At 65.4% G+C, this 15,977-nt stretch carries 17 protein-coding genes; 7 read left to right on the top strand and 10 right to left on the bottom strand.

Annotation, left to right across the window (positions count from 1 at the left end; genetic code table 11):
- Nucleotides 1–15: 15 nt before the first annotated feature.
- The 3 genes from OHA68_RS41225 to OHA68_RS41215 all read right to left on the bottom strand — a co-directional run bounded on the left by OHA68_RS41225 (nucleotide 16) and on the right by OHA68_RS41215 (nucleotide 3,568).
- Complete coding sequence (locus tag OHA68_RS41225) at nucleotides 16–1,062, bottom strand: sulfite oxidase (RefSeq protein WP_327105079.1); 1,047 nt, start codon at nucleotides 1,060–1,062, stop codon at nucleotides 16–18.
- Between the two features lie 288 nt (nucleotides 1,063–1,350).
- A complete protein-coding gene (gene polX / locus OHA68_RS41220; protein ID WP_327105078.1) occupies nucleotides 1,351–3,033 on the bottom strand; it encodes a DNA polymerase/3'-5' exonuclease PolX in 1,683 nt (560 codons plus the stop codon).
- A 121-nt stretch (nucleotides 3,034–3,154) separates the two neighbouring features.
- Nucleotides 3,155–3,568 (bottom strand): DUF2000 domain-containing protein, encoded by a 414-nt coding sequence (locus tag OHA68_RS41215; RefSeq protein ID WP_327105077.1) that lies wholly within the window; start codon nucleotides 3,566–3,568, stop codon nucleotides 3,155–3,157.
- Nucleotides 3,569–3,762: 194 nt separating this feature from the next.
- Here OHA68_RS41215 and OHA68_RS41210 point away from each other — a divergent pair, with 194 nt between their 5' ends.
- The 4 genes from OHA68_RS41210 to OHA68_RS41195 all read left to right on the top strand — a co-directional run bounded on the left by OHA68_RS41210 (nucleotide 3,763) and on the right by OHA68_RS41195 (nucleotide 5,750).
- On the top strand, nucleotides 3,763–4,236 hold the full coding sequence (locus OHA68_RS41210) for an Lrp/AsnC family transcriptional regulator (RefSeq protein ID WP_327105076.1): 474 nt from the start codon (nucleotides 3,763–3,765) through the stop codon (nucleotides 4,234–4,236).
- Nucleotides 4,237–4,451: 215 nt separating this feature from the next.
- Nucleotides 4,452–4,667, top strand: coding sequence for an acyl-CoA dehydrogenase family protein (locus OHA68_RS41205; protein WP_327105075.1), 216 nt, complete (start codon nucleotides 4,452–4,454; stop codon nucleotides 4,665–4,667).
- Nucleotides 4,668–4,747: 80 nt separating this feature from the next.
- Nucleotides 4,748–5,494 (top strand): hypothetical protein, encoded by a 747-nt coding sequence (locus OHA68_RS41200; RefSeq protein WP_327105074.1) that lies wholly within the window; start codon nucleotides 4,748–4,750, stop codon nucleotides 5,492–5,494.
- Between the two features lie 94 nt (nucleotides 5,495–5,588).
- Entirely contained in the window at nucleotides 5,589–5,750 is a 162-nt protein-coding gene (locus tag OHA68_RS41195; protein WP_189143406.1) for a hypothetical protein, read from the top strand.
- Here the strand turns inward: OHA68_RS41195 and OHA68_RS41190 are convergent.
- The 5 genes from OHA68_RS41190 to OHA68_RS41170 all read right to left on the bottom strand — a co-directional run bounded on the left by OHA68_RS41190 (nucleotide 5,745) and on the right by OHA68_RS41170 (nucleotide 10,577).
- Nucleotides 5,745–6,308 carry an NUDIX hydrolase gene (locus OHA68_RS41190; RefSeq protein ID WP_327105073.1) on the bottom strand — a complete coding sequence of 188 codons (564 nt, stop codon included), beginning with the start codon at nucleotides 6,306–6,308 and terminating at the stop codon, nucleotides 5,745–5,747. The genes OHA68_RS41195 and OHA68_RS41190 overlap by 6 nt on opposite strands.
- A gap of 1 nt (nucleotide 6,309) precedes the next feature.
- Complete coding sequence (locus tag OHA68_RS41185; protein WP_327105072.1) at nucleotides 6,310–7,521, bottom strand: hypothetical protein; 1,212 nt, start codon at nucleotides 7,519–7,521, stop codon at nucleotides 6,310–6,312.
- Nucleotides 7,514–8,479, bottom strand: coding sequence for an NAD(P)-binding domain-containing protein (locus OHA68_RS41180; protein ID WP_327105071.1), 966 nt, complete (start codon nucleotides 8,477–8,479; stop codon nucleotides 7,514–7,516). Before OHA68_RS41180 ends, OHA68_RS41185 begins: the two co-directional genes overlap by 8 nt.
- 136 nt (nucleotides 8,480–8,615) lie before the next feature.
- A complete protein-coding gene (locus OHA68_RS41175) occupies nucleotides 8,616–9,740 on the bottom strand; it encodes a dienelactone hydrolase family protein (protein ID WP_327105070.1) in 1,125 nt (374 codons plus the stop codon).
- Nucleotides 9,741–9,920: 180 nt separating this feature from the next.
- Nucleotides 9,921–10,577 carry a TetR family transcriptional regulator gene (locus tag OHA68_RS41170; RefSeq protein ID WP_327105069.1) on the bottom strand — a complete coding sequence of 219 codons (657 nt, stop codon included), beginning with the start codon at nucleotides 10,575–10,577 and terminating at the stop codon, nucleotides 9,921–9,923.
- Nucleotides 10,578–10,697: 120 nt separating this feature from the next.
- Here OHA68_RS41170 and OHA68_RS41165 point away from each other — a divergent pair, with 120 nt between their 5' ends.
- Entirely contained in the window at nucleotides 10,698–11,192 is a 495-nt protein-coding gene (locus OHA68_RS41165; RefSeq protein ID WP_327105068.1) for a nitroreductase/quinone reductase family protein, read from the top strand.
- Between the two features lie 12 nt (nucleotides 11,193–11,204).
- Here the strand turns inward: OHA68_RS41165 and OHA68_RS41160 are convergent, their stop codons facing one another.
- A complete protein-coding gene (locus OHA68_RS41160) occupies nucleotides 11,205–12,143 on the bottom strand; it encodes an AraC family transcriptional regulator (protein WP_327105067.1) in 939 nt (312 codons plus the stop codon).
- 114 nt (nucleotides 12,144–12,257) lie between these two features.
- Between OHA68_RS41160 and OHA68_RS41155 the strand changes: the two genes are divergently transcribed.
- Both OHA68_RS41155 and OHA68_RS41150 read left to right on the top strand, forming a co-directional pair.
- Complete coding sequence (locus OHA68_RS41155) at nucleotides 12,258–13,070, top strand: NAD(P)H-binding protein (RefSeq protein ID WP_327105066.1); 813 nt, start codon at nucleotides 12,258–12,260, stop codon at nucleotides 13,068–13,070.
- Between the two features lie 86 nt (nucleotides 13,071–13,156).
- On the top strand, nucleotides 13,157–13,708 hold the full coding sequence (locus OHA68_RS41150; RefSeq protein WP_327105065.1) for a hypothetical protein: 552 nt from the start codon (nucleotides 13,157–13,159) through the stop codon (nucleotides 13,706–13,708).
- Nucleotides 13,709–13,720: 12 nt separating this feature from the next.
- On the opposite strand, the gene OHA68_RS41145 is transcribed toward OHA68_RS41150, so the two are convergent.
- Nucleotides 13,721–15,541 (bottom strand): adenylyl cyclase, encoded by a 1,821-nt coding sequence (locus OHA68_RS41145; RefSeq protein ID WP_327105064.1) that lies wholly within the window; start codon nucleotides 15,539–15,541, stop codon nucleotides 13,721–13,723.
- Between the last annotated feature and the right edge of the window lie 436 nt (nucleotides 15,542–15,977).

The following is a 15,977-nucleotide window of genomic DNA, read 5'->3' as shown; positions in this document are numbered from 1 at the left end:
ATCCGTGACATTTCTCTAACCACGCACCACGTGAACGGGGTGTTGTACGACAGCGTCGAAGTGATAGCCGAACGGATGCCGGGGCATGGTGAGGGGCTGCGTGGCCCCGGTCTCGTCGGTCGCTCTGGCCATGAGCACCTGCGCGCCCGGCCGCTCGGGCACCCACCAGACGTGCCACGGCAACCAGGCGCTGACCAGGTGTGGGCCGTGGTTCTCAGCCTCGTGCCAGCCGGCGCCGCCGTCGAAGCTGACCTCCACCCGTACGATCCGCCCGTGCCCCGACCACGATCTGCCGCGCAGCACGTGGGGCTCGCCGGCGGACAGTGCGGCGTTCCAGGGGAGCTCGAATGCGCTCTTCACCGGTTGCTCGGCGACGTTCCGGTAAAACACGGTGTTCCACGGCGTGAAAGCGGGAGTCGTACAAACTTCAATTTCCCCGAGCCACTTGATGGACGCGATTCCCGCCCACCCGGGCACCACCAGTCGCGCCGGAAATCCATGGTCGGGGAGAAGTGGCTCCCCGTTCATTTCGTAAGCCACCAGGACGTCGTCCATCGCCTTGCCGACGGGCAGCGGCCTGCGGATGCGGCCGTACCCCTCGAAGGGCGCGTCGAGCCCGTGGGCCACCACGTCCACGGCGTTCTCGCGTACGCCGGCCTCTCGCAGGAGGTCCCGCAGCGGCACCCCGCGCCACCGCGCGACCCCGATCGCGCCCAGCCCCCACTGCGCTCCCGGCGCCGGGTCTCCCTGCTGCGATCCGTAGAACCGGCGGCCGTTCCCGGCGCACTCGATGGCCGCGTCGATGGTCCGCGACGGCATGGACAGCAGGCGCTCGTAGTCGAACACGCCCGGCCGGCGTACACCGTCGCCGTGCACCCGCAGCCGCCACCCGGTCGCGTCGATCAGGGGAGTGGAGGTGTGGTTGCGGACGAAGAACCGGTCGGTGGGGGTGTGGTAGCCCTGGCCGGCCATGCTCTCCCAGCGCATCTCGGCATTGCCGTCGTGCCGCACGAACAGGTGCTCCGGCAGCGGCTTCACGATGGTCTCCAGCGCCTGCTTCACGGCGGCCACCTCCCAAGCTCTCTATTTCCTACCTGTAAACCATCTAATCCTTCCACGCTCTCTCATCGACACCCCTCGGCCGCCCCTGAGGTGAAACCGGCCATAACAGGGCATACCCGAAAATCTGTCGGGCGGAACAGCCGTGCGGGTCTGTCCGATGAGCTCCAGCCGACCCTGGGACCGCCGTCATCGCCCGAAAGCAGTCATCGCCCGAGAGCCTTCAAGGCCCGAGAGCCCGCAAGGCCCGCAAAATTTCACCGCCCGAGAGTCTTCGCCGCCCGAGAGCTTTCATCGCCCCAGGAAGGTGAGCAGCCGCTCCAGCGGCCAGGTGTTGATCACGTCGTCGGTCGTCAACCAGGCCCGCTGCGCGATCCCGATCCCGAACCGCTGATGACCAAGGTGCGGAATCGCGTGCGAGTCACTGTCGATGGAGAACTTCACCCCATGGTGCTTGGCCAGCCGCACCAGGTCGGCGGGCAGGTCCGAGCGGTCCGGGTAGGAGTCGATCTCCATCGCCGTGCCCGTGCGGGCGGCCGCGCGGAAGACGGCGTCCCAGTCGGCGTCCACCGGCGGCCGCTTGCCGATCTTGCGGGTGGTGGGGTGGCCGATGATGTCCACGTACGGGTTCTCGCAGGCGGCGATGAAGCGGCGGGTCATCTCCTCGCGGGTCATCCCGAAATGGGAGTGGACCGAGGCGACACAGACGTCGAAGTCACGCAGGATCTCCTCGGGCCAGTCGACGGACCCGTCGGGCGCGATGTTGAGCTCGGTGCCGTGCAGCAGGCGCATGTCCGGATAGTGCTGCTGCAGCTTGGCCACCTGCTGACGCTGCTCCAGGGCCCTGTCGAGCGTCATCCGCTGCATGGCCAGGTCCGGGGCGTGATCGGTGACCGCGTAGTAGGAGTAGCCGCGGGCGTGACCGGCCGCCACCATGTCCTCCAGCGACGCGATCCCGTCGGTGAGGTCGGTGTGCGTGTGCAGGTCGCCGCGCAGGTCCGGCAGCTCCACCAGGACGGGGAGCTCTCCGCGCAGCGCCGCCCGCACCTCGCCGCCGTCCTCCCGCATCGGCGGCGGCACGAACTGCATGCCGAGCGCGGCGTAGATCTCCTCCTCGGACTCCGAGGCGATCACCCGCTCACCCTCGAACAGGCCGTACTCCGACAGCTTCCAGCCCTTCTTGACCGCCATCTCCCGAATCGCGACGTTGTGCTCCTTGGAACCGGTGAAGTACTGCATCGCCGCGCCCCACGACTCCGCCGGCACCAGGCGCAGGTCCACCTGCATGCCGGACGTGGTCCGTACGGACGTCTTCTTGTCGCCCGCCGCGATCACCTCCGCGACGTACGGCTGAGCGCGGAACGTCTCCATGACCGACTCAGGTGCGACGGCGAGGATGTCGATGTCGCCGATCGTGTCCTTCATCCGCCGCAGCGATCCGGCATAGGCGATGCGATCGGCCTGGAGCGAGGCCATCACCTGCTCCGCCACGCCCGTCGCGACCCCGATGTGCACCCGCCGCCCCGACTGCTCGAGCTGCTCGACGCCCTTGGTCAGATTGGCCAGCGTCTTGGGGCCGAGCCCCTTGACCCCGTCGAGCCGCCCGGCCGCGATCGCCTCGCCGAGCGCCGTGGGGGAGTCGATGCCGAAGTCCTCGAACAGCATGATCGCCGTCTTCGGCCCCAGCGTCGGCACGCGCGTCAGCCGACGCACCCCGTCGGGCACCCGCCCGCGCAGGTCGTCGAGCTGCCGGAAGCTCCCCCGCTGCAGGAACTCCTCCATCTTCTTCGCGATCGCCTCGCCCACCCCGGGCACGCCACGCACGTCGACCGCCGAGATGTCCTCGGGGAACCCGGCGATCGCCTTGGCGGCCTTCTGATAGCTGCGCACCCGGAACGCGTCACCGCCCGTCAGCGCGAACAGCTCTGCGTATTCCTGGAGGGCGGCGGCCGCCTCGTCATTAGCCCGTGCCATGCCCCCAGCTTAGGAGGACGCCCCGACAGAATCCGGCGGCCCGGTCCGTCGCGCACGGCGGTGGCGGGGTCGAAGTCCTCGGCCGGGCGGCACTCCATGGCCATGAACCGGCGACCCCCGGTCAGGCATGCAGGGGAAGGCGCTTGGTGAGGGCGGTCACGCGGTTGCGCGGCCCGAACACGGCGACGGCCACGAAGTCGACGTCCGCCGCGGACGTGCTCTTCAATGTGGCGAGATAGTCGTCGTAGTCACGGGCGCGGCGGGCCACCTCGTTGAAGCCCACCGTGATCAGGTCCTCGCGGGCCTGGGCGCGGTCGTGCAGGTCCCGCAACGCGTCGGCGGACGCGGTGAGCACGGGCACCGGATGGGGGTTCAGACCCGCGTGGGATCGGCCGGACGCGTCGGTGCCGTCGTCGCCGAGCGGGTGGCCCAGGCGCGCGCCCAGGCTGAGGCCGACCACCGCGGCCGCGTTCACCGCGAGCGCGGGATCGAGGTCGTCGCGGACGACGAGGACCAGCTTTGTGGTCAAGGACATGGTGGATCTTCCGTTCTCCCTGGCGAGCGTGGACGCGGGCACGGCGACCGGCGGGCCCGAGCAGATCAGGACCTGTTCGTGGCCAAGCATGGATATGCCATCCGATCGGTGCCTCTCCCCAAGCATCGGGCATGCGGCTGTGGGAGGGGGGTTCAGCCGTACGAATGATCGGAATCAGCGGCATAATCCCGTACATGGACGAACTTGATTCGGAGATCATCCGCCTTCTCCAGACAGATGCGCGGCAGTCCAACCGCGAGCTGGCACGCACGCTCGGCGTCGCGCCCTCGACCTGCCTGGAGCGCGTCAGGGCGCTCACCCGTCGTGGCGTCATCCGGGGTTACCACGCCGAGATCAACCCGGCCGCGCTCAATCGCGGCGTCCAGGCCATGGTCTCGGTGCAGGTACGCCCCCTCAGCCGCGCCGTCATCGACACCTTCAAGAGCTCGGCGAGCGCGATGCCCGAGGTGCTCAGCGTCTTCGTGCTGGGCGGCGGCGACGACTTCCTGCTCCACGTCGCGGTCCAGGATCTCGACCACCTGCACGCCTTCCTGCTCGACCGGCTCAGCAAGCGCCGGGAGATCGCGGGCTTCCGCACCTCGGTGATCTTCCAGCAGGTGCACGACACCGCCCCCAGCAAACTTCCCGACGTGCCCGGCCACCCATAGCCGCCTGCCGGGACGACCTGACCGTCTCGGGAGCGGGGCGGCCGTCAGAGGTCCTGGGGGGATCAGGGGCGGGGAGCGCGCAACAGCATGACGGCGGTGGCCTCCAGGACCTGGTCGCCGTGGCCGCCGATCGCCGACCACCGGTAGTGCTGGAGGATCTTCCCACTGCCGGTTCCGGCCGGACATGCCGGGCGTGAGGTCGACGCGAGGAGTGGGTGCTGTCCGGCCAGAAGTACTACGTGTCCCACGTCGACAACGCCGACGCCCTCCTCGTCGTCGCGCGGGCCGAGGACATCGAGCTCAAGGCCTTCCTGGTGCCGACGGACGCGCCCGCCATCACGACCAGCCCCATCGAGGTCGAGATCGTCTCCCCGGAACGCCAGTACTCCGTCTTCTTCGACGACGTCGTCCCCCACTTCCTGGCCCGCTGAGCGTCGGATGGAAGCTTCCTGGCTCGCTGAGCGTCGGATCGAAACGCCGCCGTGATCAGTCCCTGGCAAGATCACCCGCCATGAGACTCCTTCTCCCGATCATCGTGGCCGGCTCGGCCGTGCTCATCGCGGCGGCTCCGGCCCAGGCCGCCCCCAAGGACCCGGCCAAGGCGGTGAAGGCGCAGCTGGTCGCCGGTCACGGCGTCCGGTTCAGCGAGACGATCAAACAGGTGATTGACGGCACGTCCAGCGTGTTGGTGCGGCGCTCCGGCACCTTGCAGTTCGGCAAGGGCAAGGTCGTCGCCTCGGACATCACGGGCACGTTCGCCTCGGGGAAGGGCAACAAGCCCGAGCGGACGATCATGATCGGCCGCACCTTCTGGACGTCGGGCGGCCTCTACCGGTCGGGCCTGCCCAAGGGCAAGACCTGGTACAAGCGGCCGAGTGCGCTCGCCGGCGGCGCCGTCACCGGGCTGGTGACCCAGGTGGTGGACGCGGCCGAGCCCTCGACCCTCGCCGCCCTGGTCCAGAAGGGCAAGCGCGGCAAGTCCGGCTACAGCGGGACCATCACCTTCAAGCAACTCGGCAAGGTCTCCCGATCACTCCGAGCCGCCAAGCCGGTCTTCGCCACCCCCGACACCGACATCACGTACGCCCTCACCCTCGACGCCAAGGGCCTGCCGAGCCGCCTGACCACGTCGTGGGATGCGGCGATGCTGGGGTCGGACCGGACGTACAAGGTCGAGACCCGCTACCGGGGCTGGGGCACCAAGATCTCGATCAAGCCCCCACCCTCCGCCAAGACCTCCACCAAACTGACCCGCTGAGCGGCGGATCCCGCTCGCCGTACCCTTCAGGCTTGATTGTGGCGACAGAAGGTCGCGCAGGCTCCGGCCCGTTGGTCGCCGAGGTGCCGAAGACGTGCACCTCGCGGTGGAACTGCTGTCCGGTGTCATGCGCGCCGGCGCCGAACGCATCGGCCGGGCTCCGGTCGCCTTCGCGGCCAGGGTCCGCGCGGCGCGGGAGATCATCCTCGCGTCGCCGGCCCACCACCCGGATCACACGGCAGGGACATCTTCATGAACCCGGTCCTGAAAGATTTCGAGCAATATGCACACCTGAGAAGAAGAGACTGCACAGCGTAAGACTATCCGTGATGCGCCCCTGCTTGATGAGATCGGATATCTCCAGTTCGGGTATGTATGCAGCTCTCCCCAGGTCTTCTTCCCTCGCCGCAGGGTCCGCCGACCGTAGGGACTCCTCTGCTGCCGATGCCGTGAACACGTAAACACGCTGATCGCTGAGCCCGGGAAGCGCGTAAAAGCAACCGGCCAAGGTCAGACCGGCGTCAACTACACCGGTCTCTTCTCGCAGTTCCCGTGCCGCCGCTGCCTCAGGGGTCTCACCGGCGTCGATGGCACCCATGGGAAGCTCGAGCGACCATTCGCCGGTGGGATAACGGAAACTGTTGAGCATGAGGATGAGGCCCGAAGGAGAGGAGACACAGATGGTCACCGCGTCGGGGCGCTTGACAACAGCATAGATACCCTCGCCTTCCGCCCGCTTGATCACATCCTCGAAAACCGAAATCCATTGGTTCTCGTACGCAACCTTCCGGGAAACGCGCTTGAACTTGGACACTCTATATGCCTTCCCATGCGTCAAGAAAGCTTGGCTTCTTTTGGTCCATCAGTCTTTCCAGCGTCAGATCGATACAGAGGAGCGACTGTGGTTCGAAATCCTTTGCCTGGACGCCGCATTTGGTCCAAGCATAGGATATGTCGGATCGCCCTAGGTTCACTATCAGGTTCTTGGAGTCCCAGACGTAACGTTCGATCGCCTTTATTTCGGTATCAAAAACGCGGTTCATCGATCCCGGTCTCATCGTAAGAAGACGGGCGAGCTCCATCGACGTCGATTCGATCTGCCAGTAGGCCAGTATGTCTATAGCTCCGGTTCGTAGATTTCTGGTCAGCCCCACCGGCTGGATCCTGCGGGGATCTCCCCGGACATGCCCGATCTCGCGCGTCGTCTCGTGCTCTATGGTTCGCGAAAAATCTAGCTGTGTCCCATTTCCTAGGACGTCGTCTCTGCCGCAAAAACCGCTCACAGACACGTCCCAGCGATCGCGAGCGAACAGGACGTTGGCACCGCGTTTTCTGAGAAGAATTCTCTTGTCGGAGGTGACAAGGCACGTCTGTGAGCCCAGCAGGCCAACATGCCCACTCTTCCACTCGGCACGAATGGAAGAGCTGATTCTTTTCAGTGCCAAAAGACGCTGGAGCGTCGATGAGCGAATCTCGGGAGGCGCCATCGGATCGTTTATCATGGCGAAGACCGAATAATCGATGGGGGCAACCCCGATGACAAAGCTTCCTTGTTTTCCGGTCTCCCTCGAATAAGATACGGGTATATATCGCAAGGCGTCATAATACGACATGAGGCCTAGCGCCTCACGCCTTGCATTGAGATCTCCAAATCCTATGCGCACTTCATGGTCCGCACGCATCGCGAGGCTCAGGTCGATGTTGATCTCTACATTTCGACCTATGATCGGCAAGTTCAGCAAAAAGGGAGAAGATGGCGACTGCGCATCATGAGTAATAGGGACAGATTCGGTGGGCATCAATTGCCTCGCAAGCCTGTGCCGCCTTTTGAAGCCAAAGACGAACGCTACGACTGATGTCCCGAAGCCTAGCGCACCCAGCGCTACTACCGTGGTCACCACACTGAACTGGGATACAAGGTAGGGCAAGGATGCGATCAATATGGCCAGAACGGCACCGCCGGCGACTTGCGCTGAGGTCTGTACCAGAAAGTCACGCCACGTCTTCGGGCGATCCTTCTCATCCACCCTTGCCGCCTCGCGGCAAGGGTGTCGAAGCTTTCAGGAGAAAGTCCTGAGCAACTGGCGCCAGCCGGGTCCGGCCGTCGGCGAGATTCAGAAGATTACGGGTCGGCACAGGGTTCTCACCGACCGTCGCCACGACCGAGTCGTTGGTCGCGTCCGCGCCTTCGAGTACCTGTGCGTCCACGCCGTGCTGCTCGAAGCTTTGCAACAGAGCCTTGAGGTCCTTCGGCAGGCACCACTTACCAAAAGCCCCGCCCGGCACTCGCAGTGTTGTAGCGAATCGATCTCGCTCGATTATTGCGCTGCACAGCTCAACGAAATAGGCTCTGTCGAGCCCGATTGCATCTGCGTAGGCCAGATACTCGTTCCACAGACTGATCAGAACCGTGTCGATAGTATTCTCGACGTATTTGAGAAGCTCTACTGCCTCGAAGCTGGAGCTGACATATCGAGGCGAGCCCGGGAACTCCTCATACAGTCTGTCGAGAATCTTGGTGGCCTGCTCGGGCCCGCCGTACGCGATCCTGGGGGGATTATTTGAATCCTCCCACTGGGTTTCCTTGGAGAGGAAACTCGGATTGACCGCAAAAAGCGTGCGCTTGAATGACGCAGCCAGTTGAGCCGCTGTCCCAGGAGGGCAAGTGCTCCTTTGTACTACTACCGAGACGCTCCATTCGCTGGACGACTCTATAAGAGACAACTCCCTGACAAGAGACCTGATGATCGTCAGATCTGCGGCTCCCGACAGAGGGAGAGGATCCGTAGGGACACACATGAATACCGCATCGACCGTCGCTACATCGGTGAGATCGGTGAGACTTGCGTCGGAACCAAATGTTTCGGCGACCCGCTCCCGCATCTGCGGGAGGGGATCGTAACCGTATACTTGATACCCTCTGGTCGAAAATGCCCTAAGGGTATTGAACCCGACATTCCCGCATCCTAATACGGCGACCTTCAAGGTGCCTCCCGACGACAGTCGAACTGGCGATCCAAAGTCCCGGTGGTTGCGTCAGCCAAGAGTCCCGATTATGCACCAGGGTTCTTGAGAAATCTAGTGCGGTTCGGTCGATCCGGAATGATGATTTTCGGCTTTCCTATAAGGCGAGCTTCGACTCCAGAAAGGCGAATGCCGCGTCCTGCATTTCGAGGTCGAAGCGGTGCGGGCCAGGAAAGAACTGAGCGGTGTACGATTTCGTCGCCCCCGCCTCTTGATAGTATCGCGAAATTTTCCGGTGGCCGGCTTCCATGCCTTCGGGTGTGAAAAGCTGGTCATCCAGCAAGTATTGGACCAGTAGTGGAGAAGGAGCTCGACAGCCGGCGAGATCAGGCCAGTCGTACCCTGAAGAGGTCAGCTCCGGCGGAAAGAGCAGCCACGTATGGGACGCTACGTTCTGCTGCGAAAGATGGCGATAGGACGTCATCATTCCTACGACAACTGCTGCGCGGATGTGCGGAGAAGTGGCATTGAGAAGAACCGCACGACACCCGCCGCCGGACAGGCCGATGCACGCAACTCGGGCGCGGTCGACATCCACTCTTGAAAGCAGATAAGACAGAGCCACCCTGTCTTCATATGCAATGAGAGCGGACAGGCTCACGCCTGCCGAAATGCATAGTTTCGCAATCGCATGCTCATGTCTTGCGGCGAGCCGGTTGTACCAGGACACCTGCAACGGGCCACCGTATTCCGCCTCCTGTATCATCCATTCGTTCTCCGGAGGAGGTGAGATCGAAGATGGTAGCTCCTCTGCCGGAAACCTGCGACTTCCCCACATGAGAACATCTGGAACCAGAACCACGTACCCGAGTCTGGCCAATTCATTCGCGTACGCCCTCCCGCCGTAGACTTGTTGTCGGAGGTAAGACAACTCCTGTGGCAGGCCACCGGGTCCATCGGCGATCTTCTCTTTGCCATGAAATTTATACGAATCATGACTGTGGAGTGCAACTACGGCGGGAAGGGTGTGGCCGGCAGGTCTTGCCGGCTTGAAAAGCCATGCCACCGTCCGCGGGCCATATCCCACGCTATATGAAATCTCTTCGCCCACGACTTCGCCGTCGGTCCAGGTGGCATCGACCCGGGGTGACCTGGGTTCGACAGCGCTACTGAACTCCAGCGCACGTAGGGCCTCCGCTTGGTACAAACGTCGGAATCCTCCGCTCAACCGGGCGTCCGAGAGGAAATCAGAGAGACTGCTCCAGTAGCTTTCCTTGGTCATCGCATATCTCCCTCTGAAAAGAGATCCGCTTATCCCGGATGAGAAAGTGAGGCCAAGCCAATGGCCGGGTGACGCGGAAGTTCAAGACTCCCAGCCAAACATGCGCACCGACTCGACACAACTGCTTCACCGCCGATCCCTACACCTCGGTCGTTCTCGCAGGCGGCGATAAGGGGCTTCTCACCTGTTCGGGGCCGTGCTCTCCACTGCGGACAGCAGGAGATCGATGCCGAAGGCGTAGTAGGCGTCCAGGTCTGGGGGGTCGGTGAGGGTGGTGGCGAAGGCGGTCAGGTGGGGGTAGCGGCCGGGGGGCAGGCGTTCCAGGTCGAGGCGGTGCTGTCGTCTGAGCTCCGCGGCCTCCTCCTCGTCGCCGCCCAGGCCGCCGGGCTGGCAGGAGACCAGGGCTGCGGCTCCCATGACCAGGTAGGTGGCTGTCTGGTCGGCTTGCCGGAGGGTGAATCCGGCCTCGGTGAGCAGCCCGATCAGAATGTCGGTGGCCCGTCGGTATTCCTCGGTCGTGTTGCTGTCGATCATCGGCAGCAGGGCGGACAGGTACGGGTGCGCGCGGGTCTGGTCCACCAGCGCGGTGATCATCGTGCGGAGGCGTTGGTGCCACGGCCGGTCGGGGGCCACGTCGGTGACAAGCGCGGACAGCAGGCGGTCGGCGAGCGCGGACAGCAGCTCGTCCTTGTTCTTGACGTGCCAGTACAGCGCTGTCGGGGCGACGCCGAGCTCGGTGGCGAGGCGGCGGATGGTGACCGCCCCGATCCCTTCGGCGTCGGCGAGCTGCAACGCCTGCTCGACGACGGCTTGGCGGGTCAGTTTCTCCGGAGGCACTTGACAACTGTAGGGGGTGCAGGGTCTCCTGAGCAACGTACATGTACAACGTTCATGAACAACGTACAGGAGAGTGGAGGCCACTATGTGCCCGCAGGCAAGATCTTCATGGAGTCAGACATGAGCCGCAACCGACCCACGCGCACGCACCGCTTCGACCACTGGCTGTATCGCGGCGGCCGCCCCAACCGCCTGGCGCGGATGATCAACCGGGCCTGGGCCGCCGTGTTCGCGGCCGGGATCCTGCAGCCGGACCGCATGGTGACCCTGGAGGTACCGGGCCGGCGTACCGGCCGTACCATCTCCTTCCCGCTGGTCATCGCGGACCACGAGGGGGAGCGCTACCTGGTGGCGATGCTCGGCCCGGACACCAACTGGGTGCACAACGTCCGCGCGGTCGGCGGGCGGGCGGTGCTGCGGCACGGCCGCACCGAGTCCGTACGCCTGCAAGAGGTCGATCCCGGCGACCGCGCCCCGATCCTGCGCCGCTACCTGGAGCGCTCGCCGGGAGGCCGTACCCACATCCAGGTGGACCCGCGGGCACCGCTGGCAGAGCTCGAACAGATCGCCGCGCGGTACCCGATCTTCCGCATCACCCCCGCAGATGACCGATAGCCCGGTCGTCCACTACGGTCGGGCGGATGCGGTGCGCTGCCTGCGGTATTTGCCGGGTGCGATGCCGTACTGGCGTTTGAAAGCGTTGGCGAAGGCGAACTCCGAGGTGTAGCCGATGCAGGTGGCCACCTGGCCCAGCGGGGCGTCGGATTCGCACAGGAGGTTGGCCGCGACGGTCAGGCGCCACCAGGTCAGGTAGGTCAGGGGCGGCTGGCCGGCCAGGGTGGCGAAGCGGTGGGCGAAGGTGGCCCGGGACAGGCCTGCCTGCGCGGCGAGAGTCTGGACGGTCCACGGGCGTGCGAGGTCGCGGTGCATGGCGTGCAGGGCGGCGCTGACGGCTGGATCGGCCAGTGCCGGAGCCCAGCCGGTGGCCTTGTCCGGTGTAGGTGGGTTCTCGAACCAGGTGCGCAGGATGTAGAGCAGCAGCATGTCGAGCAGCGCCGGCACGATGGTGTCCGCGCCGAGGCGGGGGTTGCCGATCTCGTTGCCGAGCAGGTCGATGGCCGCGCGCAGTTCGGGGTGGTGTCCGAGCCGGGCGGGCAGGTGGATCGTCTCGGGCAGGTCGCGTAGCAGCGGATGAGTGTGGCCGGGGGATAGTTGATAGCCGCCGCACAACGTCACTGTGACAGGCCCGTTCTGCCCGACGAAGTCGGAGGTGAACAGTTCGGCGTCCTCCAGCGGGTCACAGACCGGCTCGGCCAGCGGCGTCGACGGGCTGTCCGCGAGACCGTACCCGTGACCGTGGGGGAAGAACACCACGTCGCCGACACTGAGCGCGACCGGGTCGCCGGAGGGTGGGATGAGCCGGCACGAGCCCTGCAAAATCACCTGAAAGCCCGCCGATCCGGGCGCTGCGGGAAAGCGCTGTCCCCAGGGGGCGTGCCAGGCGACGCGCGCCGAGCGAGGCCGTCCGGAGCGCATGACGGCAATCACATCGCTGAGCACATCCACGTGGAGATGTTATCACTCAGACGATCACGTATGAATTCCAGCTTCCGAATCATTGGCCATCTCGGCAGAGCCTCCTACCTTTGACCATCAGTTGATCGATCAAGGAGGCGTCGGATGTCACGAAGGATTTTGGTCACAGGGGCGAGCGGCACTGTAGGCCGTCAGGTGACCGCGCACCTGCTGGAGGCTGGGGCCGAGGTTCGCGCGCTGACCCGAGGACCGGCCGACCTCGAGAGCGTGCACGGTGACCTGTCGGTGCCCGATTCCCTGCACACCGCCGTCCAAGGCGTGGAGGCGGTGTTCCTGGTCTGGCCGTTCGCCTCGGCCGAGGGCCTGGAGGCGGTGCTGGCGCTGGCGGCCGATCACGCCCGCCAGGTGGTCTACCTCTCATCGGCGGCAGTACGCGACCACGAACGGCAGGCCGAGCACCTGATCGAACGCTCCGGCCTGGAGTGGACGATCCTGCGCCCGCACGCCTTCGCGGCCAACACCCTGCGCTGGGCCGAGCAGATCCGCGCCGAGGGCGTGGTGTCCGGCCCGTACGGCGAGGCCGCGATGTCCCTGGTGCACGAGCGGGACATCGCGGCCGTCGCGGTGCGGGCGCTGACCCAGGACGGACACGCCGGCGCCGTCCACGAACTGACCGGTCCGCACTCACTGACCCAGGCCGAGCAGGTACGCGTCATCGGCGAAGCGATCGGCAGCCCGGTGCGCTGGGCGGAGACCTCCCCCGACGACGCCCGGCGGCAGATGCTGGCTCGCGGCTGGCCGCCCGAGGTGGTGGACGGCATCCTGGAGGCCCAGGCCGAGATGACCCTCGCCCCGTCACCGGTCACCACCACGGTGGAGGAGATCACCGCGCGCCCGGCGCGTACTTTCCGCTCCTGGGCGGCCGAGCACGCGCACGCCTTCCGCGCCACCACATGACCCCGGTGGCCTACGTCTGTACAACAGGAACACCAGTGCGGCCGCGATGATCAGCTGATCCCCGACCCGAAAGGTACGCAAAGCCCATGGCGACGAAGGTGAGCACTGCTGTGCTCGTTGAGCCAGGAGAATCTGTGCCGGTCGAAAAGTGCGGCACCCATTTCTCCCGGGACAACTATGTGCAGGGAGCTATCGAGCTGACCGTCGATGGGGTGCAAGTCCTCGGTGACGAAGAGAGCGACACGATCGATGCGCTCTGGTCCCTCATCGTTACGGATCTTGAGAGTTTCCTGGCCGGTGAGGACGTGGTGATCCGTTTCCCTGAACGTAGGTACATCCTCGCTCTGGAGCGAGCATCCGGGGGACGGGTCGTCGTGAGATTCGTGGACGGCGACCGTGTTCGTACGGCTGTGGGCCGTACGAGAAGTGTGCTGGAGGCCCTGACGAGTGGCGCGGTGGACTTCTTCAACGCGGTGCTGAGCACGTATCCCGTCGAGGAATGGACCTATCGGCGGGATCTCAATGCGGCGGTGCGGCTGTATGAGCAGTCTCGTGGGAGCGGCGGACCGCCCCCACGAGAAACCCGCCGAAACCGCACCTCAGGAGGTGGATATGGCTCTGCCGGAAAAGCGAACTGATCCGAAAGAGGTCTAGGGGGTTGGTGGGTAGTCGGTGATGTACACCGGTACGCCGACCTTGGTGGTGTCGGCCGCTTCGCCCGTGCCGTTGACGACGTGGTCGATCGTGCCGGCGCTGAGGTTGACGGTCATGATGTGGTGCAGTTTGATGCCCGGCCTTGACGGCGTCTCGAAGCCGTTCTCGGTGTGGATCTCCGGGTTGTTCTGGTTGAAGACGTACACCCCGGCGCCGTACAGGTTGTGTGTCCTGACCCGGTCGCCGACCTTGTAGCCGGCCCAGCCCTCGACGGCGCCGTTCATCCAGTCGGCCTGGGTGGGCGGGTCGTACGGCAGTTCGTTCTGGTAGAGGATCGTGGTGCCGTGCTCGCCGTTCCAGATGGTGTTGTACTGCTGGAAGTGCTCGACGAACAGGCCGGTCGCGGTCACGTGGTCGCCGTTGATGACGGCGCCGTTGCGGCCGAGGTTGGTGTTCCAGCGCTGGGTGTCGGTGAAGCCCTCGACGCCGTGGTCGGCGCGCCACACCCAGGCGTGGTCGATGAGCACGTGGTCGCTGTTGACCTCCAGCGCGGTGCCGGTCTTGCCGACATGCGGCCCGCCGACCCGGAAGTAGACATCGGACAGGGTCGTCGGGTTGGCCGGCGAGCTTCGGTGCCGGCCGTGCTTCGTGCCCACCTGCAACAGCACCGGTGACTTGTGGAGACCCGCGTCGATGGTCACGCCGGCGACGACCACGCCCGGCACATCGGCCACGACGAGCGGGATCGAGCCGCGTACGGCGGTGAGCGTGGCGTGGCCGAGGCCGAGGACGACCGTGTTCGCCCGCTTGACCTCGATGCTCCGCGCGATGTCGTACACGCCGGGCGTGAGCAGCAGGTTCTTGCCACGCGCGAGCTGCTGGTTGATGACCTGCGCCGAGTCCGACGGCTTGGCGACGAAGAAGTCACCGATCGGCAGCGTACGGCCCGGCGTCATGCCGCCGGCCCACGTGACGCCACGGGTGCCTTTCCGGGCGGCGGGCACGCGCACCTGGTACCCGCCCCGCGCGTCGGCGTACAGGTAGGGCTTCTCCCTGCTGACGGGGGTGGCGTCGAGGGTGGTGTACGGCGGGTTCGGGAACCCGGTCTCGTCCGGTGCGCCGACGACGCCCGAGAAGACCTGGTTCCACACGCCGTTCGACCAGCCGGCGACCTCGCTGTCGCGGATCAGCCACTGCTGCTGCGACCCGTTGGTGACGGACGGCAGCTTGGAGTCGGCGATGAAACCGCCGCTGGCGTACTGCGGGCCGGCGGTGCAGTAGTCCATGAGCGACAGGTTGCCGCCGGTGATGTTGAGCCGGCGCAGCGACACCGCCTGGGAGACGGCCCAGAAGTTCGCCGTCGACCGGCAGCCGTCCTGGCCGGCCGCGTTGACGTTGATCGACAGGTTGGACAGGGTGCGCCAGAAGTTGACCAGCGCGAGGCAGTTGGCGGTGCCGCCGTCCGCCAGGCAGCGGTTGTAGACCTCGACCTTGCCGTTGATGACGACGTCGGCAGGCGAGGCGCCGAGGCCGGAGATCTCGGTGTAGTAGCCGACCTTGATCTGCAGCGGCTGCTCGGCAGTGCCGTACGTGCCGGGCTTGAAGAGGTAGGCGTGGCGGGCGGTGCCCATCTCGCTGTCGACCTGCGCGGCGTGTGCGGCGTCGAGGGTGGCCTGGATCTGCGCGACGGGCATGCCGGGGTCGAAGACGGTGACGTTCGGCCCGAGAGCGGGGGCGCCGTGGGGCGGTGTGGCAGCGGTGGCGGGCGTTCCGGTCGTCATGAGGGCGGTCGCCAGCACGAGACCGATCGCGGACACCCGGCGGATCGGTAAGCGTCGCCTCGTGGTGTCAGGGGGGTGGGCCGTCATATCGGTTCGTCCTTTCCGAAGCGCTTCGTGACACCGCCGGACCGCGAGAGAGCGCTCTCTCGCGTCGCCTGTTTCTACCGCGTGGCCGATCGGATCACAAGAGCTCGTGGAGGCGGTGAACCGCCTCCGATTCGTGATCCCGGCCGGCTCCCCCTGCGCTGTTGCGGTGGGAGGCAGATGTGAGTAATGAGTTCTTTTCTCGTTGTTAGTTCCAACCAGTAGCCTCCAAGGCTTTGCTAGAAGAGATCGACGTTTGAGTCCTTGTTGAATGAAGAGTTCTCCGGGGGCGCACTCACCGCCGTTGGCGCTTGTCCATCATCAGGCTCAAGAGACACGACCGAGCGTGACTGCCGTCTGAGACCCTTTTCAGGAGGTTGTCATGGCT

The sequence above is a fragment of the Nonomuraea glycinis genome (genome assembly GCF_035920485.1).
Taxonomy (GTDB): domain Bacteria; phylum Actinomycetota; class Actinomycetes; order Streptosporangiales; family Streptosporangiaceae; genus Nonomuraea; species Nonomuraea glycinis.
Note: the sequence above shows the minus strand (reverse complement) of the source record. Positions and strands in the feature narration are given on the sequence as shown.